Source organism: Methylobacterium sp. A52T (assembly GCF_053346095.1).
Window position 1 is genome coordinate 1 of the sequence record NZ_JBKFBI010000121.1, and the last position, 18,790, is coordinate 18,790.

An 18,790-nucleotide genomic window follows, 5' to 3' on the forward strand; every position below is an offset into this window, starting at 1 on the left:
CGAGGCGTACCCAGCGTTTACCAACGATGGGATCGACGAGCTGAAAGAGCGGATCGCGGCCCATACGGCGGAAAGTGATCTGCTCCCGCCGAAACCGTAGCTCCCGCGTCCTTCACCGGATGGATACGATCAGGCTTTCGAGTGAGGCCGACCGTCTATCAGCCTCAAAGGCGCGAGGGACGATCCTGAGTGATCCCAAGGGCCATTGTGGATCATTCAGGGCGCAGAGGGTGCCCTTATGTCATGCCGCGATCTCTTCCGTCTCGCTATCCTCCTGCACGCGAACGAGATTATCTATGATGGCGTCGTATTGGGCACGGGTCTCCCTTTGGTCCAACAGGATGAGATGGCGGGATAGGATGACAGCCTCTAAGATCGTCGCGATGTATTTTGGTTTGATCCGCCCACCATCTTCCAAATAGTGTTCAATATTGCTCGCCATCTCATCCAGTTCATAGGAGAGGCGCCTGTATTCCTTGGCCTTCTCACCGGTCGTCAAGTAGTAGCGATGATCCGCTTCATTGGCCGCTCTAAACAGCGTCATACGTAGAAGGTATGTATAATCGCTATTCGAGCGATGCCTAAAATGGCGGAAATCTTCTGTTATGTAATCGATATTGAAGTTGATCATGATGATTGGTGAAAATGAGGTTGAAGATTTTGGTTGGAAGGGGCTAGAAGAATGGCAATGTTCTACCAAAAATCCGGCCCACATCGTCAGCTGGAGCCTCTAAGTCAAAAAATATTTTAACGACGCTTCATGTAACGCTCCATGTCTCTGAGTCGGTCGTGCGGCGATCTACTCTCTCTTGCAGCAAGTGTAAGAGCCGCGCCTCGTTCGTATGATTCAACCTTGGCGCGCTTTAGTGATTGATTGAGAACAAATAGAGCCTTATTGCTACTACCAAGTTCTCCTGTTGCGGGATCAATGCTATTAATGAACTTCCGATATCGTCCCATAGCCGCCTCAATCATCGGAGTAGACTCAGAAACCTCCCGTTCAAGCTCTGTAACTGTTATAATCTCCTCAAACTCATCTTCGTCGAACCGAGTGCATATCGCATTGTTGATCCATTCACTGACGCAGATTGGTCGCCGATTTTTCTTATAGTGAAAGTAGAAGCCTTTTCCGTTCTTGGGCTGGCAAGGTAGGTAGAACAGATTTACGATGTTCGGCTTGTTATCGATACCGTGAAGCTTGCGCTCGCCCTTCGGTCGATAACTGTTGTTGCCAAGATACCCCGAGTTCTCGATCTTCTGGACAATCTGCCGCCATATGAACTTATAGGTTGATGGAGAAACCAATCCTTCGGTTAGAAATACCACTCTATACCTAGGAGACTCTTCGGTATGATTGAATGAGCTATAAACAATCATCTCTATGTGAGGGAACATTCGACTTAAACGAAGGTGCCTTAGATTTCCTCCATCAATATCGAGATAGATGTGGCGCCCAAATAGTGCGTTCTCCACACCCCTGTCCGTATCCACTCCTGGAACTGTTATACATAGGCCGGGCATGATGAGTTGGTTTGCCTCTTTGGTCGGATAGGTCCTTTTGTGCAATCCATTCATATAGATGCCGAAATCCCGAGTGCTCATAGTGATGGGGAATGACATGCCTTCGAATGTGCCGTTGACTATAGATCCTTGATATGCTGTCACAGATTCCCTTAAAGTGTTGTAGGAGAACTTGTGACACGACATATGAAATCCGGCTTCTAAGATGCGTTCAGCGCCCAAATCGTGCTTCTCTACCAGTCGATCTTGTTCCTCCTTGTCCCTTAGCCTCTTAGCTCTCTGTCGTTCCATACCATTCTCGTATTTCCTGAATGGTCCCGGTTTTTTGGGTTTCCTGTGATCTAAGTTCATTGAATGGACCCGAGAACCAACAAAGACCTGTGACTGCCATTCCGCATTCGGTCTGTCGGACAGGATAACTGTCTTTCTATTTCTGTTATTTGGATCACGGACAGAGATGCGCCCAATGGTCTGCATGGTGTTGTGGAAATCATGCGCGATCTTCTGTTCATGTTTCGAAATGCCGGCCACACCTTCCAAGAACAGACTCTCGGGCGGTGGGAGATTGAATGCCGTAAGCACAACAAGATTATGTAGATGCTGGAAGTCGTTGCGACCATGCGAGCCGTGCGGTAGTTTCAGACCGTTAGGCATTGACCCGAATGGACTGGTTGACTCAAACTCAACATTATCAATCCAGCAGAACGGTTGATTGCCGAGATGATTTATGGCACCAGCGACAAAGGTATTCCTTAGTTCAGGGTGTTGTTCTTGCGTATAGAGTGACCAATTTGTTTCGGAAAGATAATAGAAGTCTATCAGGTCACCGTTTGGCTGCTCTCTGTAGCGTAACGTAGACAGGATTTCTTCGTCATCTTTGAACCTGACGCCGCATCGATCAAACCACTTGAACAACATACTTTCATTAGCTCTAGCCCCAAGGATCGACACTGACCGGAAGCCAATGAAGACATTAGGCATCAGTAGCGAGAATGTCCTCAAAAACGGCTCATCCGCGCTCCCTCTGAGTAGTCCTTGATGCTGCTCTATGTTCACAAAGGTCTTGAACTTAGAGTCTAATATGTTCAGCGCGCACGGTTGAAAGATTGTATCAATGGCATCAATGTTTTTGTTTTCAGCCATTGCGCGTATGGAACCTTTGTCGATGACTGTGATCTCCCCGTAGGATGATCCCTGAGGCACTATTCTAATCGTCTCTGTCAGGCGCGTGTGATTCCGTGGTAGCCGCGCACTGAACGACTTGAACGCCTTAGGAACCTCGTCGATCTTAAGATGGAACTTGTCTTGGTTGAATAAGCGCGGGAGCCTTACGAAGGATTCCCACGTGGTGATAACTAGGTGCGGGTGATCTGGCGGTCGTCTAAGATGCTCGGATAATCGAAACACTGAGCGGTTCGGATATTTCTCCCCGTTGATGACCTCGACGTGTATGTCCGGCGCAAGTAGAATAATAGATCTAAGTATCTGATTACTGAGATCGATTGTTGGTAAAGTGAGTATGCAGTTCTCGCCGTTCCGTATCAGTTTGATCAGTTGGCGGATGGTTGACTCTGTTTTTCCACTACCCATGGCTGTAGATGATAGTAATACTTCTAACAATGGTTACTTCCTATATTGATTGAGTGTGCGCAAAATGATGGCCCCACCTTGGTCGGAGCATGATGATTGAGCGACAGTTTGGAGAAAGAGCCCCAATCAAGCTTGAGGCTGTGAATATACCTGCCGTAGTTTGGCGCGGCATAGCCATCTTATAGACCAATGTTATTAAGATGTAAACCCGATTCAAGGTACTATTTAATCAACTCTAGATTTTTGTTTTGAACAACTGTTATTTCTAAATCAGTCAGAAGTCGTAGAGGGCTGTCGATATAACTGTTGTATGCCCCTGCTTCACTGAACTTTGCTGTGGGGATTGTGGGACGATCTTGGCTTGTTCAGGCTGCGCTATATCCGAGAAGGTCAGATCGGACGATAGCCCTAGGTTGCCCTTGTTTATCGCACCGAACTCTCATACATACGGTCTCTAGGATTGTATATCTCAAGTCGTTTGCCCTGAGACTACTGGTAATATGACGGTGAAATAGCCGTTCATCGGAGGTTCGATTCACCACGCCTGAACCAGCCCCTATTCGAACAACAGCGAGAACGCCCGGCAGGAGATTAGTTGGTTCTCCCCTGCCGCGCATTCAATCATCAACTATTATTGAAAATCGCGGCAAGTTTATTTGCGACTGTTGTAGGATGAATGTGCGTGTATCTTCTCAGCATTCGATAGTCACGGTGTCCTGATATCATCGCAACTTCGGGAACACTAAGCCCATATTCGAAATGTCTAGAAATGCCTTCATGCCGCAGATCATGCCATCGCAGATTATTGATCCCGGTAGCCTTAAGCAACTCGGCCCACCAAGAACTCAAAGTGTAATAGTTGATGGGTATGATGGTATCCACGCCATCCCGTCTTTCGATTGATTTTATTATCTCTATTGCTTTTGGTGTGAGTGGAATCGTTCTCGGATAGTCGTTCTTCGTCTTAGGGATGTGAAGTGTGGACTGCTCCAAATCAAGATCTTTCCATTCCGCTCTGAGAAGCTCGCCTTTCCTCATTGCAGTCTCGACGGCCAACTCGATGATATATCGCATCGATCGTAAGCCCCTGCGGCCATCAGTTTCAACGATTCGGTCCCATTCGTCTTTTGAGATACGTCGCTCTCTACTGTTTCGAATCTTCGGTTTCCGTACAGATTTGAAGGCATTAGCAGTCAGACTGACGCCCCATTCGCTTTGGGCAATAGTCAAACAGTGCGAACCAATACATAGCTCTCTTACAACCGTGGCAGGCTTAACAATCGTCAGTCTTTTATCTCTGTAGCGAGCAACATCTCCTTCGGTTAGATCGTTGATCTTTATGTTGTACAGGTCTGATCTTTGAAATCGTCTAAGTATCGAACACTCCCTTCTATACCAATGCCTTTTCGATAGAACCTCGATGTAGTACCGTTCCAGTAAGGTTCCAAAGGTCTCTTTGCTGAATGGCGCCTGGTTTCGCGCTACTGGATTGCGATATCTGTCGGACTCGGTAGCCCTAGACCATGTTACCGCTTCCGATTTCGTTCGAAATGTTCGTGTTATCGATTGAGTTCCTTTCACACGTATTTGGACTTGGAACTTCCCATTCCTTTTCCTGATGGTAGCCATCTTGATCCTCACTGTGCCCGAAGTTGTGCCCAAACGCGCGGATCAGGGTTTTCCGATAGAGATCGATGGTTCTTGGTCGACAGTTAAGCCATTGTTTTACAACGGTTTTACCATCGACTGGCGTGGATTGGATGCATAGCAGCGCGATTGCCTAGTGTGGACCTAGTATCGCAGCGTACATGCTCACCCGGGCCGGGATCGACGAAGCGCGGATCTGGCGCGTCGAGGGCGCTGCGGATCGGACGCCGCGCAACGCCGCGGATCCGAAGGCTCCGGAGAACCGGCGGATCGAGATTCTCCTGCAGGGATCTCCAGGATGAGCGTGTCCCGGATCGGGCGGATCGTGGCGGCCACCCTCGGCCTGCTCATCGCGGGGACGGCGGCCCCCGTCGCCGCGGAACCGGCGGGCGGCCCTCCGGCTGCCCCGGCCGCCGAGCCGCAGGAACAGACGGGCGATCCGGTGCAGTGGGTGCGCACGCTCCAGTTGCTGCAGGATCGGGTCGCCGCCGGCTCCCTGGCCGCCCACGAGAGCCAGGCGCCGCTGATCGCCCGGATCAACGCGGATCTCCTGGCCGCCCCGCCCCAGATCTGGGGCCGCCGGAACAATCTCCGGTCCGCGATCACCTTCGCCCTCAGCGGCGGCGGTCCGGCCGTCCTGCGGCGGCTGACGGCGCAGGACGGCATCGGCGAGCCCGAAGCGACGCTCGCGCGCGGCGCGCTCGCCTATGTCGAGGGGCGGGAGGCCGAGGCGCGGCGCCTGCTCCAGGACGTCGACACGACGGATCTGCCACCGACGCTCGCGGGCGCCATCGGCCTGACGCAGGCGTCGCTCGCCGTGCCCGACCAGCCGGTCCGGGCGATCGCCCTGCTCGACCGCGTCCGGGTGCTGCTGCCGGGCACGCTGACCGAGGAGGGCGCCCTGCGCCGCGAGATCTTCACCCTCGGTCAGATCGGCGACCTGAAGACGTTCGAGGCGCTGGCGATCCAGTACCTGCGCCGCTTCCCGCACTCGATCTACGCGGGCAACTTCCGGCAGCGACTGGCCTATCAGCTGACGCAGTTCGATATCGGCCACGACGCGGAGCGCTTCGCGACCCTCAACGGGATCCTGAACGAACTCGGCCCCGAGAGCCGGCGCGACCTGTATCTCGTGGTCGCCCAGACGGCGATCCAGGCGGGCCAGACGGCCTCGGCGCTCCGCGCCAGCGAGAAGGCCCTCGCGCTCTGCACGCCCGGAAGCGCGGAGGCGACCCGCGGCCAGCTCTACCGGGCGGCCGCCGAGATCGTGAGCTTGGCGACGTTCCAGTCCGGGTCGCGGACGCTGAGATCGCTCGACAGGGCCAAGCTCACGGCCCGCGACCTGCTCCTCCTCGAGACGGCGCTCTCGACGGCCGAGGCGATCGGACGCGGGCTCGCCGGCCGGCCCGGCCTGCCGGAGGCCGACGCCGCCGCGAAGCCGGCGCGGGCGGCGCCGGATCCCGCCGACGGGCCCGCGAGCCTGATCCCGAAGGCGCAGGCCACGATCGACCGGATCGATCTGATGCTCAGCAAGGCGACCCCGTGAACACGATCTCCGCCGCGGCCCAGAAACCCGTCCCCAAACCCGATCGGGATGTCGCACCGTCCCCGCATCCGGCGGGCGACCTTCAGGCGCTGCCGGATGCGGCGGCGCGGGGCGCCTTCGACCTGGTGCTGCGCGCGGTCTCGGGCGGAGTTCCCGCGGCCCGACCCGAGACCGACGGGGGTGAGATGGGCGAACCGGAGGGCGAGACCGGGGAGGATCGGCGGCCCGAAGCCGGCGCATCGCCCGCGCCGCCGCCGTCACCGGTCGATCCCGGCAGCGCGGCCGCGGCGCTCGCCGAGATCCTGAGCGCCGCCGTCCTGTCGGCCCGTCCGGAGATGCCCGCGGAACACGGGACCGGTGCTCCGGGACCGGCCCCATCCGCCGCATCCCCGGCGGGCCCCGACGCGGCCCCGGCGACCAACCTCGTGGGAAATCTCGAGGCGGCCCGCGCGGACGCGTCGCCGCGCGCCGGGCCGAGCCCGGGCACCCTGCTGCAGGGCAGCCCCCCGCAGGTCGAGGTCCTCGACCGGGCGGTTCACTTCAAGCCCGTCCTGCCCGAGGCGGCCCGGCACGCCCTCCCGTCCGCCGCAGCGGCAACGTCCCCGTTGCCGGCCGTCCCGACCGCGGCGGACGCTCAGCCTCGAGCCGACCGCCCCGAACCGGTGGTTCCGGCCGTCGCCGGGCCCGAGCCTGCTCCGATCGCGCCTGCCGCCCAGATCGCTGCCCGGATCGCCGCCCAGATTGCCGGGACGGTCACCGGGAAGGCGGTCGCAGCGCCGCCGAAGGCGACGGCCGCCCTCGCGACCGATCCCGAGCCTCGAGCCGGCGATGCGTCGGCCCGCACCGCGACGGGGATCGATGGGCCGGGGGAGCTCACGGCACGCGAGGACAACCGTTCCCGCTCCGGCATCGCCGGACTCCTCCTCGCCCCCACCGGCCGGAAAGGGCCGCCGGGCGGCTCCATCCCGGGTCCGGGCAACGGATCCGGGACCGAGCCGACCCGACTCGCCGCCGTCCTGCCGACGATCGCGGCGGCCATCACGGAGGAGATCGAGCGCGCGACCGCGGCCGGACCGGAGCGTCGCGTCGGCGCCGATCCGGCGATCCTCGCGGCTCAGGACGGGCCGCTCCGGGTGCTCAAGATCCAGCTCCGGCCGGAGAGCCTCGGGATCGTCACGGTGGAATTGCGGCTCGTCGACGGTCAGCTCGAGACCCATCTGCGCGCCGCGCGTCCCGAGACGGCGGCGATGCTGCAGCGGGATTCGGCGATCCTCACCGAACTGCTCAAGCAGGCCCATTACCGGCCCGAGATCATTGTCGAGCCGGTTCGCCCCGGCGACGCCGGGTTCTCCGCGGGCGGATCACCGTCACAGGGCCAATCCGGGCTCACCGACGGCGGTGCCCGGCCGGATCACGGCGGGGACGGGCAGCGGCAGGCAGACCAGCACGCGGCGCAGCGGCCGACGATCGGCAGGCGCGACGGGGAGCGGACAGATGAGACGGTACGTCCTCGCGACGGCGGCGTTTATCTGTAGCGCCGCCCCGGTCGCCGGGACCGTGTGCGAGGCCGAGATGGGCCGTGCCGCGGCCCGTTACGGCGTGCCCCTCGGCGTGCTCTACGCGGTCGGCCTCACGGAGACGGGCAAGCGCGGCTCGCTCCAGCCCTACGCCATGAACATCGAAGGGGCGGCCTATTTCGCGACCGGGCCCCAGGACGTGCTGGCCCACTTCGCCGCGGCGCGCCGCCGGGGGGCGCGCCTGATCGATCTCGGCTGCATGCAGATCAACCACCACTATCACGGCGAAAAGTTCGCCTCGGTCGAGGCCATGATCGACCCGCGCGCGAACGTGGACTACGCGACGCAATTTCTCCGGGATCTGAAGCGGCGGGAGGGCAGCTGGACGATGGCCGTGGCGCGCTATCACGCCGGCCCGCACAACAACGCGGCGCAAAAGATCTACATCTGCCGGGTCGTGGCCAACATGGTCGCCACGGGCTTCGGCCAGTGGACGCCGGCCGCGGCGCATTTCTGCCGGTGATCGTCCCAGCCGGGGCGGAGGAATGCGGACCGGGCCCGGTCAGGGAACCAACCGAAGGACCGGGCCCTTTCGGCAGAGGCCCCGTCACCGGCCCGGAGGAGCCGCATGACCGACGCCCCAGACCCGCCGGAAGGACCGCCCGGGAAAACGGCGCTGCTGGTGGTCCTCACCCTCACGGCCGTTGCCGCCGCCGCCTACGTCCTGATCCACATGGACTAGGTTGCCCGGCGACGCCCCTACAGGGTCCGACAATTCCCGTAGCTGACCTTGACGTCGTTGCGTTCCTCGGGATTGAGCTGCGCCTCAACGAAGTTCATCTTGTTGAGGTCGATCAGGAGGAAGTAGACGCCGTTCTGACACTTGATCGCGTTGCGCGGCGTGCGCTCGTTCAGCCGCGGCGAGGCCGTCTGGCACTCGTAATAGTCGGAGCGCCCGGCCGAGATCACGGTCAGCAGGCCGCCGCTGGAGACCAGCGAGAATGTCCGGGCCTTGTGGGATTGCGGTTTGGCCCCTTCGGGCGCGGCGACATCGAGACTGGTCGACGCCTCCACCGTACACGTCATCGGACGGCGCAGCTGGGGGACCGCGGGCGTGATGCTCAGCAGGAGGAGCGCACCGGCGAGCGCTACCCGTTCGGCGATCATCGGCGAGGGATCCGTGATTCGTGGGTAGTTTCTACCCAGAAGCTAGACCGTTATCCATTCTTGTAAATGCCGCCTGCTCGGATCGATGGGCCGATCAACAGATTTGCCACCCGCTCCATTGCACCGCGCCAAGGATTACGGGTCGGGCCGGTTCCCCCGCCGGGACCCGATCCGACCGGAACGCCGGCGAAGCGCGCTCTACTCCTCCAGGGCGTCCGGATTGTCGTTGGCGGCCGGATCGGGATCGCGCCGCGCCGCGATCTCCGTACCGATCTCCATGAGCAGCAATCGGGACAGGAGCTGCATCGTCGCCGTGCCGTGCGCGGCCACGAGTTGATGGGCCAGGATCGTCGCCTCCACCATGCGGTCAAAACCGTCGTCGTCGGACATGGCGGTGCAGTAACCTGGTTGAATGCCGAGCATACAACTTAAAGGTAAGGATCCGGTTCGACCGCCCGCGCAGAAACAGGATTCGCCATGATCCCGACCGCCCAGGCCGACGCGCTGCTGGGGAGACTGGCCGACGCGCTGGGGAGCCCGGTCGAGATCTTCTTCGCCGAATGCGCGCCCGCGGCCGGGCGCGCGTCCGGGGACGCGCCACCGGATTGCGACGCGCTGCCGACGCTGGAGCTGCTCCGTCTGTGGGAATCGCTGCGGGAGCCGGTGAGCCGGGAGCGGGTGCTGGCCGCCGCCCGGCAGGAGGCCCGAACCCTGCGAGCGAGCCGCGCGGAGGACGCGGCGGCCGGCTGACCGGAGCTCGCCGCGCAGATCCGGGACGCGGCGGTCGGATCGGGCCGTCTCGATCAGGGGCTCGCGGCGGGCGGCGCGGGTACGGCCGCGAAGGTCAGGGCCGTCGCGGGCAGGGCGGGCGTGGCCGGCCTGTCCTGCTGAGCCGGCTTCTCCTGCTTCTCCAGCTTGGCCGTGCGCCTGTCGCGCTTCTCGTAGAAGGCGTTGCCGCCGGCGACGGCCACGTAGTGCATGTTCGTGTAGGGGAAGCGGTGGCCCGCGGTGTGGAAGAACATCGCCTTCCCGACCTTCGGGTGCCGCTCGCCGGCCAGGACGGCGTCGGCGGCGTCGGCGACCTTCTGGAGATCCTTCTCCTGCATCGGCTTGGTGAGGACGCCCGGCGCGAACTGTCCCGGCTGCCCGACCACCGCGCAGATGCCGCCCGGGAAGATCGCGTTCTCGAGCCGGTTCATCACGACCGTGCCGACGGCGACCAGCCCGTCGCTGTCGCTCCTGTTCGACTCGAAGTACATGGCGCGGCCCAGACAGTCGCGCTCGGCGTCGCTGACGACCATCGGCGGCTTGCGGTCGGGGATCGATCCCGTCGTGAGCACCGGCGACGCGGTGTTGCAGGCCCCCAGGCCGCCGGCCGCCGCCAGAACGATCAGTGCAGGACCGACCTTCGTCCTCTCGCTACCCCGCATGCATCCGCGCTCCGTGCTCCTCCAGCCTGACCAGCCGGGCGGTGTTCCGCTCCGACCGGACGAAGGCCAAGCTTGACGGCACGTTCGCGGCGAGGATGTGGCGAGGCTGTCCCGTTTCGGGACCGGACGGGGAGCCTCAGTGCTGGCCCTGGCCCGCGGCCAGGACGGTCACGCCCAGGGCGATCACCCCGATGCCCACCAGCATCGTCGGGTTTAGCGCCTCGCCGTACAGCCACGCGCCGCCGAGCGCCGCGCCGATCATGCCGATCCCCGACCAGATCGCGTAGACCACGCCGATCGGCAGCATGTCCATGCTGGTCGACATCAGCCACAGGGCGGTGCCGTAACCGACGGCCACGATCACCGTCGGCCCCGGGCGGGTGAGGCCGTCGGCGGCCTTCAGCGCCAGGGTGGCGGTCACCTCCGCGCCGATGGCGAGCCCGAGGATCAGGTACGGATTCATGGCACGGCGGACTTTCGGGCTGCGCGGGCTGGGTGAGTCGGGCGGTCGAGGCGTGTAGAACCAGGTTCGAATCGGACGCCCGCGCGGACGGGGCGGCGCTGGACCGGCCCGGATCCGTGTCGAAACGGCCGCGGGACGTCGGCGGCCGCCGGACACAAGGCCACAGATCCGTGAACATTTCCGAACCGGCGGCTCGCCGCTTCGCGGGCGACGGACCGGCCCGGCGCCGGGGCCGATTGGGGCTTTCGTTAAGGCCTGCTGATCATGGTGACCGCGCGCCGTCCCGCCCCGGGGCCGGCCGCGCGACAGCGACGATCCAGAGCGACACAGATCCAGCATGACCGCGTCCTTGGCGATCCCGGATTCTCCGGCCCGCGCGCGCCGGGGCCGCCGCTGGGGCGCGATCGCCGCGGCGGGCGGCGCCGCGATCGCGGGCTGCGCCTGGACCGCGGCCGCGCTGATCAACGTCCCCGATCCCGTCACCCTGACGGCGCTCGCGGTCATCGAGCCGTCGTCGGTGGGCACGTGGTTCCCGAGCCGGATCGTCCAGGCCCCGGCCCGGGCGAGCGACCTGCCGGCGCGGCCGCGCCCGATCCTCGACCGCGTCCCCTGGAAGGGCAAGACGGTCCCGCTGATGACGGTGCTGGAGGCGACCCACACCAACGCGTTCCTGGTGCTGCAGGACGGCGTCCTGATCCACGAGTGGCAGCGCGCAGGCACCGGACCGGAGACACTGTTCCCCTCGTGGTCGGTGGCGAAGTCCGTCGTCTCGCTGCTGGTCGGCGCCGCGGTGGCGCGGGGTCAGCTCGCCGAGACCGACCGGGTCTCCACTCTCCTGCCCGAGCTGCGGAACGGCGCGGTCTTCGGCCAGATCACCGTGCGCAACCTCCTCGACATGGCGAGCGGGATCGCCGTGCCGGAGAACTACGACCCCCGGCATCCCCTGACCGGCACCGCCGGCATGTACCTGACGCGCGATCTCACGGCCTTCGTGCGCGACAACGCCCACCTGGCGTTCAAGCCCGGCACCAAGGGCCGCTACCGCAGCATCGACACCGAGCTGCTCGGCCTGATCCTCGCCCGGGTCGAGGGCAAGCCGCTGGCCGACATCCTCTCGGAGCGGATCTGGAAGCCGATGGGCGCCCAGGCCGACGCCACCTGGAACCTCGACCGGCCCGGCGGCATCGAGAAGGCGTTCTGCTGCATCAACGCGACGGCCCGCGACTTCGCCCGCCTCGGCCTTCTGGTGGCCGACCAGGGCCGGTCGGGCGATCACCGCATCATCCCGGGCCGCTGGATCGAGCGGATCATGACGCCGGCCCGGCGCGACGTCGACGGCTGGCAGTACTCGGCCCAGTGGTGGCACGCCCCGGGCGGCGAGGACGACGACATCTCGGCGATCGGCGTCTACGGCCAGTACATCTACGTGAACCGCGCGACCGGCACGGTGATCGTGAAGCTCAGCGACCACGGCGCCGAGCAGGACGAGGTCGACACGCTGGCGGTGATGCAGGCCATCGCGGGCGACCTCGCTGCCGGCCGCCCCGCCGCCCGCAAGGACCCCTGAGCGGGCGACCGCGGTCCCGAGCCCCGATCGGGCCGGGATCAGGCTTCTGTCGGGCCGGCTCCCGGCACGGAGGGCTGCCGGGCGATCGGGCTCAGGGGCGCGAGGTCCCGCGCCCGCCAGTTGCGCAGGAGCCGCCAGCCGACCCGCTTCCAGGCGATCGACGGCACTGGCGAGGCCGGATCCACGAGGGCGCTCAGCGCCCGCGTGTAGTCGAGGACGAGGCCCGGGGTCCAGGTCATGGACCGCGCCCCGTTGCGCAGGAAGGCCGCCGCCCAGAATTCCGGCGTGGTCAGCGCCGCCGCGAGCCGCCGCCAGGGATGCCCGCCGCAGCTGAACGCGCCCTCCACGGCGATGTCCAGCGCCCGCGCCACCGTGGTGGAGCAGTTGCGGCTGATGAAGTTGTAGGTGGTGTCGCGGCTGTACTGCGCCCAGAACGCCCGCAGCCGGGCGGCGTCGATGCCGTTCAGCGTCACCGCCACCGTCGCGGGGCACCAGTCCGCCACCTCCGCGGCGTGCGAGGGCAGGAAGCGCCCGGGCACGTCGTTCTCCGGGCCCGCGCGCAGGCTCGAGCGCAGGTTGGCGGGGGAGCGGTCGATCTCCACCGCGGGGTAGTGGCTGACGTAGAGGTCATCGCCCTGCTGCAGGGCCGCGTGGCCGGTGGAGAAGCGCCCGGCCTTGTCCACGGAAGCGACGTAGCGCCGGATCAGCCGCTGGCCGGCGGGGGTGGTCGCCTGCCCGGTGGGCGTCCAGACATAGACCGTCAGGCTGCCGGGCTCGTCGCCGCTGACCGATACCGCCGGCTCGGCGGTGCCCAGGCGCCGGGTGCGCAGCCCGACCAGCGCGAGGTTGGCGCCGTTCAGGATCAGGAACATGCCGATGCAGTAGCCGACCGTGCCGGCGTACCATGTCGGCCAGGGCTGGAGATGGAACAGGCCGAAGGCGATGCTGAGGCCGCCGAGGGCGACCGACATCCGCCAGCCAGCGAATTTCAGCAGGCCGGCGATCGTGATCCGGACGAGGCCGTCGACCACGAAGGCGACGCCGAAGATCATGGCGAGCAGGAAGGTGCTGTGCTTCGTGGCCATCATGATCAGCACGGCCATGACCGACAGCAGCGCGCCCTTGGCGAGGCGCAGGCGGCGCGCGGCGCCGATCGCGGACGCGCCGACGACGAGGGAACTCACGCCCTCGGCCAGGAGGATCAGGCCGAACCAGCGGTCCGGGACGTGGAGCGCACCGTCGAGGGAATCGATCACCACCAGGAGGCCGAGCGACGACCACAGCAGGCCGGTGGCGGCGATGAGGTGCCAGTGACGGCGGACCGCGGCCCGACCGACGAGCAGCATCCAGAGGGGCGGCATCCGGCCGCCGACCGCGTCCGCGGCGCCCGGTCCGGGCGCTTCGAGCGCGGAGAGCGCGCGCGGGATAGTGGTCGCACAGGGTCCGGACATAGGGGTCGCCCTCGATAGCGCGCGTCGACGGGCCTCTCGCACGGATGCCGCCGTGCCGTCACGGCCGGAACGAGGCTCCCGACGCGCGAGCGTTCCGCGACGCGCCCGGCGCGCACGATCCACGCCTTGCCTGAGAACTTTGTTAATCGCGGCCCGGCCGGGGCGCCAGCGCCCGCGGAGAGGCCGAGGAGAGGCCGAGAAGAGGCCCCGCGGATCCCGGAATCCCGACGCGCGCCGCCCGACCGAAGGTCAGCAGGGACGCGGGCCGCGGTCCGATCGACCCGTAACCGGGCGGCATCCGCGATCCGTCCCTGTCTCCGCCGCTGATTCGCGCCCCTGCAGCCTGTCATCGCGCGGCCGTTCGCAGTCATCGCGGACAGCCTCCCGGACCGGAGGCCGAAACTGCGCACTGTTTGCGAGACGCCGCCGGCCTAGCAACCTCATGTTGCCTCCCAAGAACAGAAAATGTTCAAAGAACATCCTAAGATAAAGTATAGACAAAATAGACAGTTTTGGTATAGTTACGCGCCAATCTTGGCACACTCGAAGCAATTCGGCGCATGCTTGGGCGGTAAAAGCTGATCACAGCCTCAGCTTTATCGATGCGTCGGTTTTCATGCCTCGATTTTCGGTACTGGGGGATTCATGAACACCATTGATTTGAACGAAAAGACCTCGGACCTGAACACAGACCTGATCAAGTGCACGGCATCACTGGTCGCGGCCTACGTGTCTCGGAATGCGGTGGGCGTGGGAGACCTGCCGGTTCTGATCGACCAGGTGCACACGGCCATATCGGTGCTGCAGGGCGGCGGTTCGGGATCCGGTCCCGGCTGGACCGGCCCGACGGCGGCGCAGATCGAGGCTTCGATCCAAGAGGACGGCCTGATCAGCTTCATCGACGGCCGGTCCTACAAGACCCTGAAGCGTCACCTCACGGCGCACGGCCTCACGCCGGAGCGTTACCGGGCGAAGTACGGCCTGCCGGCCGACTACCCGATGGTGGCCCCGGGCTACGCCGCCAAGCGCTCGGAGATCGCCAAGGCGATCCAGCTCGGCCACAAGGCGGCCTGAGGCGGCCTAGTCCGCGTCGCCCTGGCCCGCACCGCCCTGGATCGGCGGCCCCGTCCGGGCCACCGCGGGACGCGGGCGCGGGAATGCCTGACGGCGGATCACCCGATCCGCCCGTCCCGGTCTCCGCGCTGGGGTCGGGGGCCCGGGGGGGGCCAGCGCGGAGACCGACCCCGATGACCCGGCAGGGCGGATCCCGCGAGCGCCCGCCTGTCGCGCGGGCCGCTCAGACCCGGGCGACCGCCAGGGTCCCGTCATCGATGGGGACGAAGCGGACGCCGGCCCGGCGCAGCGCCTCGACCGCGTGCAGGCGGGACCGGCTTCCCCGATGCTCGCTGTCCTCTTCCAGACGCCGCACCGTGGAATGCGACAGGCCGCTCGCCTGAGCGAGTTCCATCATCGACCAGTCGAGGAGCGCCCGCGCGGCCCGCAGGTGGTGGCCGCTCACGGAATGCTCCAGCCCCTCGTGCAGGCCGACCGGGGGCGGGGCGTGGTTGCGGACGGGGTATTTGAGCCCGCAGCGACCCAGGTAGGTCCCGTCCGGATCCCAGACCGGCATCGTGAGGATCCGGAAGTGCCAGAGCTCGCCGTTGGCGAGGCGCTCGTGGGCGCCCCCCTGGAAGAACGCCCGCCGCTCGATCTGCTCCAGGGCCGCCGCCCGGAAGCCAGCGCGCTCCTCGGGAACGATCAGGATATACGGCTCGGCGCAGATCTCCTCCAGCGGGAGCCCGTGGACCTGGGCGACGGCGAACGGGATGTCCCGGACGCGGTCGAGTCCCATCGAGAAGGTCGTGATGTGCTCCGTGAGGTAGAGCGCGCTCTGCCGGCGGCGCTCCTCCTGCCGCAGGCGCGCCAGCTGCTCGCGGTCGCTCACGTCGAGCGCCGTGCCGCTGAGGGCGACGGGCCGCCCCTCCGCCGAGACGCGCACCTCCATCGTCAGCGAGAGCGTGCGCACCGTGCCGTTCGTCCGGATCACCCGGACGATGACCTCGCGGGGCACGTGCCCCTGCCGGATGTCCGCCAGCGCCGGCATGAGAGGCCGGTCCTCGGGATGGATCAGGCTCAGCAACAGGTCGTAGCGCGCCTTCGCGGCGTTCGGAACGAGCCCGAGCAGCCGGTAGAACCCGGGCGACCAGACCTGCTCCTCGCCCGCGAAGATCCAGCTCCAGGCCCCACTCACGCCCCGACTTTCCGTGAGAGTCAGGAACTCTCCCGACGAGAAAGTCAGAGCGCTTAAAGCAGTATGGAACATCTCAGCACCGTTCGAACCGTATCACCGTTCCCGCCGTTCGGCCACGAGAATTTTTCCGGCACGAAACTTCACCATTCATCCGAGATTTCTTCGGATCCGGCACGTATCTCCGTCAACATGGAGACCATGATCGATAAACATCTTGCAGCGACATTCCGAACAGACGCGATTTGTTCCCGATCGAACGGATTCGTTCCTGCCGCGCTGTGAGCGGAGGTTTCCGGGATCCTCGACCGCATCCCGCTCGCCGGCGCGTTCGGCACACACCACCTCGACAGCAACGCGACCGGATCTCGCTCGACGATGCACCTAGTTGCGACGGTCGTTCTCTGACCTTCGGTGTTTAAGAATGGTGATTTTCCGTTCCGGCTTTGAATCGAACTTCAGAAAAGCGCATCCCCGATATTCGATGCCGAGTCATGGCCGCCTATTACAGATAATATTGTAAATGCTGCTCAGTATATATGATTACATAACCGGTCGTGATGCGAATATTACAACAAATTCGCGAATTATAGATACATAAATCCCACGAAATCGGCAGATTGTTGCGCCGATCCTTGGATCGCCGAGGCTTCGCAGACGGGCGCGCGACGGGGCCATGCGAGCGCGGCCGACGCGGCGAGGTCGGGACCGGGACCGGTGGCGATTGACAGGCCGGGCCGTACAATGCGGGGACACGGGGTCGCGCACCGGGAGGAACCGCATGAGGGTCGCCTGCATCGGCGAGTGCATGGTCGAACTGTCCGAACGCCCGGACGGGAATCTGGTCCGGGGCTTCGGCGGCGACACGCTGAACACCGCGCTCTACCTCGCGCGCCTCGGCGTCGCGGTGGACTACGTGACCGCGCTGGGCGACGACATCTGGAGCGACGAGATGGCGGCGGCCTGGGGCCGCGAGGGCATCGGCCTCGACCGGGTCCGGCGCCTGCAGGGCCGGATGCCGGGCCTCTACATCATCCGCACGGATGCCGACGGCGAGCGCAGCTTCCATTACTGGCGCGACCGGGCCGCGGCCCGGGACCTCTTCACCGAGCCGGGCGCCGCCGAGACGGAGGCGGAGCTGGAGCGCTACGACCTCGTCTACCTGTCCGGCATCAGCCTCTCGCTCTACGGCGAGACCGGGCGCGCCGCCCTGTTCGAGACGCTGTCGCGCCTGCGGGAGCGGGGCGGGCAGGTCGCCTTCGACACCAATTACCGTCCCCGCGGCTGGCCCGACCGGGACGAGGCCTGGGCGGCCTTCCGCGCGGCCCTGGACCTGGCCGACGTGATCTTCGCCTCGGCCGAGGATCTGGACTGGCTGTTCGGCGCGTCGGGCGAGGACGAGGTGCTGCGCCACCGCGGCCGGGCCGAGATCGTGCTCAAGACCTCCGACGGATCCGGCCCCGTCGCCCGGGTGCTGCACGGCCCGGCCGACACCGCCGTGCCGGCCGGGCGCGCCGCGCGGGTCGTCGACACGACGGCGGCGGGCGACAGTTTCGCGGCGGGCTACCTCGCGGCGCGCATCGCCGGGCTGGCACCGGAAGCCGCCGCCGCCGAGGCGCACCGCCTCGCCGGGGCGGTGATCGGGCATCGCGGCGCCGTGATTCCCCGGGACGCGATGCCGGTCCCCGCCGCCCGACCGCCGGGTCCGGACGCCTGAGGGAGGCGGGGCCGCCCTTGAGGCGGACAAGCGCAACCGCTACCTCTCTGCCAGCGGGGGACGGCCCTCGCAGCGTCATCGCCGCGCGTGGTGCGGCCGAGAGGGCACCCGTGGCGCCGATTCCCCCGCCGATCCAGGTTCCCGAGCCCGACGCCGCGGCGGGCGGCGGCACCCCGAAGACGCGGGTCAGCGCGCGCGGCCGGCTGCGCACCTATTTCCTCACCGGCATCATCGTCGCCGGCCCGCTCGCCATCACCGCCTACATCACGTGGTGGTTCATCGCGCTGATCGATTCGTTCGTGAAGCCGCTGGTGCCGGCGAGCTACCTGCCGGACCACTACCTGCCGTTCTCGATCCCGGGCCTCGGCCTCGTGATCGCGTTCCTGGCAGTGACCCTGCTGGGCTTCCTCACGGCGAACCTCGTCGGACGCTCGGTGATCGAGTTCGGCGAGGTCCTGCTGGCGCGGACCCCCGTGATCTCCGGCCTCTACAAGGGCCTGCGGCAGATCTTCGAGACGCTGTTCTCGGCCAACGGCACCTCGTTCCGCACGGTGGGGCTCGTGGAGTTCCCCGTGAAGGGCACGTGGTCGGTGGTGTTTTTGTCCGCCCCGGCGGCCCACGAGGTCGAGGGGGCGCTGCGGGCCCGGGGGGCGCCGGCGGACGACCTCGTCGGCGTCTTCCTGCCCTGCGCGCCGAACCCGACCACGGGCTTCTTCTTCTACCTGCCGCGCGCGGATGTGGTGGAGCTTGCCATCAGCGTCGACGACGCCGCCAAGCTGGTGATGTCGGCCGGGGTGATCCAGCCGGAGGACCCGCAGGGCCGCCTCAACGCCATGGCGGCCACCCTGCGGACGGCCCAGCAGGCCGGCGGACCGCTGCCCCGCCGGGAGCCGCAGGACGCGTGATGCGGCGCCAGGCGGGGCAGC

17 protein-coding genes are annotated in these 18,790 nt (G+C 65.1%); 8 read left to right on the forward strand and 9 right to left on the reverse strand.

Annotated elements, in window-relative coordinates:
• Window positions 1–241: 241 nt before the first annotated feature.
• From ACLBYE_RS23305 to ACLBYE_RS23315, 3 genes are all read right to left on the reverse strand, one after another.
• The gene (locus tag ACLBYE_RS23305; protein WP_447695986.1) at window positions 242–631 is read right to left on the reverse strand and encodes a hypothetical protein; all 390 of its coding nucleotides are present in this window, start codon (window positions 629–631) and stop codon (window positions 242–244) included.
• 116 nt (window positions 632–747) lie between these two features.
• Window positions 748–2,724 (reverse strand): hypothetical protein, encoded by a 1,977-nt coding sequence (locus ACLBYE_RS23310; protein ID WP_447695987.1) that lies wholly within the window; start codon window positions 2,722–2,724, stop codon window positions 748–750.
• 1,011 nt (window positions 2,725–3,735) lie between these two features.
• Window positions 3,736–4,740, reverse strand: a complete 1,005-nt coding sequence (locus ACLBYE_RS23315) for a tyrosine-type recombinase/integrase (protein WP_447695988.1) — start codon at window positions 4,738–4,740, stop codon at window positions 3,736–3,738.
• Window positions 4,741–5,056: 316 nt separating this feature from the next.
• On the opposite strand from ACLBYE_RS23315, the gene ACLBYE_RS23320 reads away from it, so the two are divergent.
• The 3 genes from ACLBYE_RS23320 to ACLBYE_RS23330 are packed head-to-tail and all read left to right on the forward strand — an operon-like array spanning window position 5,057 to window position 8,344.
• Window positions 5,057–6,304 carry a chemotaxis protein gene (locus ACLBYE_RS23320; protein WP_447695989.1) on the forward strand — a complete coding sequence of 416 codons (1,248 nt, stop codon included), beginning with the start codon at window positions 5,057–5,059 and terminating at the stop codon, window positions 6,302–6,304.
• Window positions 6,301–7,839: a flagellar hook-length control protein FliK gene (locus ACLBYE_RS23325; RefSeq protein ID WP_447695990.1), complete on the forward strand. Its 1,539-nt coding sequence runs from the start codon at window positions 6,301–6,303 to the stop codon at window positions 7,837–7,839. The genes ACLBYE_RS23320 and ACLBYE_RS23325 overlap by 4 nt, the downstream gene beginning before the upstream one ends.
• Window positions 7,799–8,344 carry a transglycosylase SLT domain-containing protein gene (locus ACLBYE_RS23330; protein ID WP_042670687.1) on the forward strand — a complete coding sequence of 182 codons (546 nt, stop codon included), beginning with the start codon at window positions 7,799–7,801 and terminating at the stop codon, window positions 8,342–8,344. Before ACLBYE_RS23325 ends, ACLBYE_RS23330 begins: the two co-directional genes overlap by 41 nt.
• Window positions 8,345–8,580: 236 nt before the next feature.
• On the opposite strand, the gene ACLBYE_RS23335 is transcribed toward ACLBYE_RS23330, so the two are convergent.
• Window positions 8,581–8,988 carry a hypothetical protein gene (locus tag ACLBYE_RS23335; RefSeq protein ID WP_447695991.1) on the reverse strand — a complete coding sequence of 136 codons (408 nt, stop codon included), beginning with the start codon at window positions 8,986–8,988 and terminating at the stop codon, window positions 8,581–8,583.
• 198 nt (window positions 8,989–9,186) lie between these two features.
• On the reverse strand, window positions 9,187–9,378 hold the full coding sequence (locus tag ACLBYE_RS23340) for a hypothetical protein (protein ID WP_447695992.1): 192 nt from the start codon (window positions 9,376–9,378) through the stop codon (window positions 9,187–9,189).
• Window positions 9,379–9,465: 87 nt separating this feature from the next.
• On the opposite strand from ACLBYE_RS23340, the gene ACLBYE_RS23345 reads away from it, so the two are divergent.
• Complete coding sequence (locus ACLBYE_RS23345; RefSeq protein ID WP_447695993.1) at window positions 9,466–9,738, forward strand: hypothetical protein; 273 nt, start codon at window positions 9,466–9,468, stop codon at window positions 9,736–9,738.
• Between the two features lie 53 nt (window positions 9,739–9,791).
• On the opposite strand, the gene ACLBYE_RS23350 is transcribed toward ACLBYE_RS23345, so the two are convergent.
• Together ACLBYE_RS23350 and ACLBYE_RS23355 are read right to left on the reverse strand one after the other, a co-directional pair.
• On the reverse strand, window positions 9,792–10,418 hold the full coding sequence (locus ACLBYE_RS23350) for a cell wall hydrolase (protein WP_447695994.1): 627 nt from the start codon (window positions 10,416–10,418) through the stop codon (window positions 9,792–9,794).
• 136 nt (window positions 10,419–10,554) lie between these two features.
• A complete protein-coding gene (locus ACLBYE_RS23355; RefSeq protein ID WP_447695995.1) occupies window positions 10,555–10,881 on the reverse strand; it encodes a DMT family transporter in 327 nt (108 codons plus the stop codon).
• 337 nt (window positions 10,882–11,218) lie between these two features.
• Between ACLBYE_RS23355 and ACLBYE_RS23360 the strand changes: the two genes are divergently transcribed.
• Complete coding sequence (locus tag ACLBYE_RS23360; RefSeq protein ID WP_447695996.1) at window positions 11,219–12,448, forward strand: serine hydrolase domain-containing protein; 1,230 nt, start codon at window positions 11,219–11,221, stop codon at window positions 12,446–12,448.
• Between the two features lie 38 nt (window positions 12,449–12,486).
• Here the strand turns inward: ACLBYE_RS23360 and ACLBYE_RS23365 are convergent, their stop codons facing one another.
• Window positions 12,487–13,899: a DUF4105 domain-containing protein gene (locus tag ACLBYE_RS23365; RefSeq protein WP_447695997.1), complete on the reverse strand. Its 1,413-nt coding sequence runs from the start codon at window positions 13,897–13,899 to the stop codon at window positions 12,487–12,489.
• Window positions 13,900–14,544: 645 nt separating this feature from the next.
• Between ACLBYE_RS23365 and ACLBYE_RS23370 the strand changes: the two genes are divergently transcribed.
• Complete coding sequence (locus ACLBYE_RS23370; RefSeq protein ID WP_447695998.1) at window positions 14,545–14,973, forward strand: MucR family transcriptional regulator; 429 nt, start codon at window positions 14,545–14,547, stop codon at window positions 14,971–14,973.
• A 223-nt stretch (window positions 14,974–15,196) separates the two neighbouring features.
• Here the strand turns inward: ACLBYE_RS23370 and ACLBYE_RS23375 are convergent, their stop codons facing one another.
• Complete coding sequence (locus ACLBYE_RS23375) at window positions 15,197–16,150, reverse strand: PAS domain-containing protein (protein ID WP_447695999.1); 954 nt, start codon at window positions 16,148–16,150, stop codon at window positions 15,197–15,199.
• 778 nt (window positions 16,151–16,928) lie between these two features.
• Between ACLBYE_RS23375 and ACLBYE_RS23380 the strand changes: the two genes are divergently transcribed.
• Together ACLBYE_RS23380 and ACLBYE_RS23385 are read left to right on the forward strand one after the other, a co-directional pair.
• Complete coding sequence (locus tag ACLBYE_RS23380; RefSeq protein WP_447696000.1) at window positions 16,929–17,864, forward strand: sugar kinase; 936 nt, start codon at window positions 16,929–16,931, stop codon at window positions 17,862–17,864.
• 110 nt (window positions 17,865–17,974) lie between these two features.
• Entirely contained in the window at window positions 17,975–18,769 is a 795-nt protein-coding gene (locus ACLBYE_RS23385; RefSeq protein ID WP_447696001.1) for a DUF502 domain-containing protein, read from the forward strand.
• The last annotated feature ends 21 nt before the right edge of the window (window positions 18,770–18,790 follow it).

Bases quoted from the DNA above. Each gene is read 5' to 3' on its own strand.
- ACLBYE_RS23335 (WP_447695991.1), bottom strand. From the start codon at position 8,988: ATGATCGCCGAACGGGTAGCGCTCGCCGGTGCGCTCCTCCTGCTGAGC.
- ACLBYE_RS23315 (WP_447695988.1), bottom strand. From the start codon at position 4,740: ATGGCTACCATCAGGAAAAGGAATGGGAAGTTCCAAGTCCAAATACGT.
- ACLBYE_RS23305 (WP_447695986.1), bottom strand. From the start codon at position 631: ATGATCAACTTCAATATCGATTACATAACAGAAGATTTCCGCCATTTT.
- ACLBYE_RS23340 (WP_447695992.1), bottom strand. From the start codon at position 9,378: ATGTCCGACGACGACGGTTTTGACCGCATGGTGGAGGCGACGATCCTG.
- ACLBYE_RS23350 (WP_447695994.1), bottom strand. From the start codon at position 10,418: ATGCGGGGTAGCGAGAGGACGAAGGTCGGTCCTGCACTGATCGTTCTG.
- ACLBYE_RS23355 (WP_447695995.1), bottom strand. From the start codon at position 10,881: ATGAATCCGTACCTGATCCTCGGGCTCGCCATCGGCGCGGAGGTGACC.
- ACLBYE_RS23345 (WP_447695993.1), top strand. From the start codon at position 9,466: ATGATCCCGACCGCCCAGGCCGACGCGCTGCTGGGGAGACTGGCCGAC.
- ACLBYE_RS23365 (WP_447695997.1), bottom strand. From the start codon at position 13,899: ATGTCCGGACCCTGTGCGACCACTATCCCGCGCGCGCTCTCCGCGCTC.
- ACLBYE_RS23360 (WP_447695996.1), top strand. From the start codon at position 11,219: ATGACCGCGTCCTTGGCGATCCCGGATTCTCCGGCCCGCGCGCGCCGG.
- ACLBYE_RS23320 (WP_447695989.1), top strand. From the start codon at position 5,057: ATGAGCGTGTCCCGGATCGGGCGGATCGTGGCGGCCACCCTCGGCCTG.
- ACLBYE_RS23330 (WP_042670687.1), top strand. From the start codon at position 7,799: ATGAGACGGTACGTCCTCGCGACGGCGGCGTTTATCTGTAGCGCCGCC.
- ACLBYE_RS23370 (WP_447695998.1), top strand. From the start codon at position 14,545: ATGAACACCATTGATTTGAACGAAAAGACCTCGGACCTGAACACAGAC.
- ACLBYE_RS23380 (WP_447696000.1), top strand. From the start codon at position 16,929: ATGAGGGTCGCCTGCATCGGCGAGTGCATGGTCGAACTGTCCGAACGC.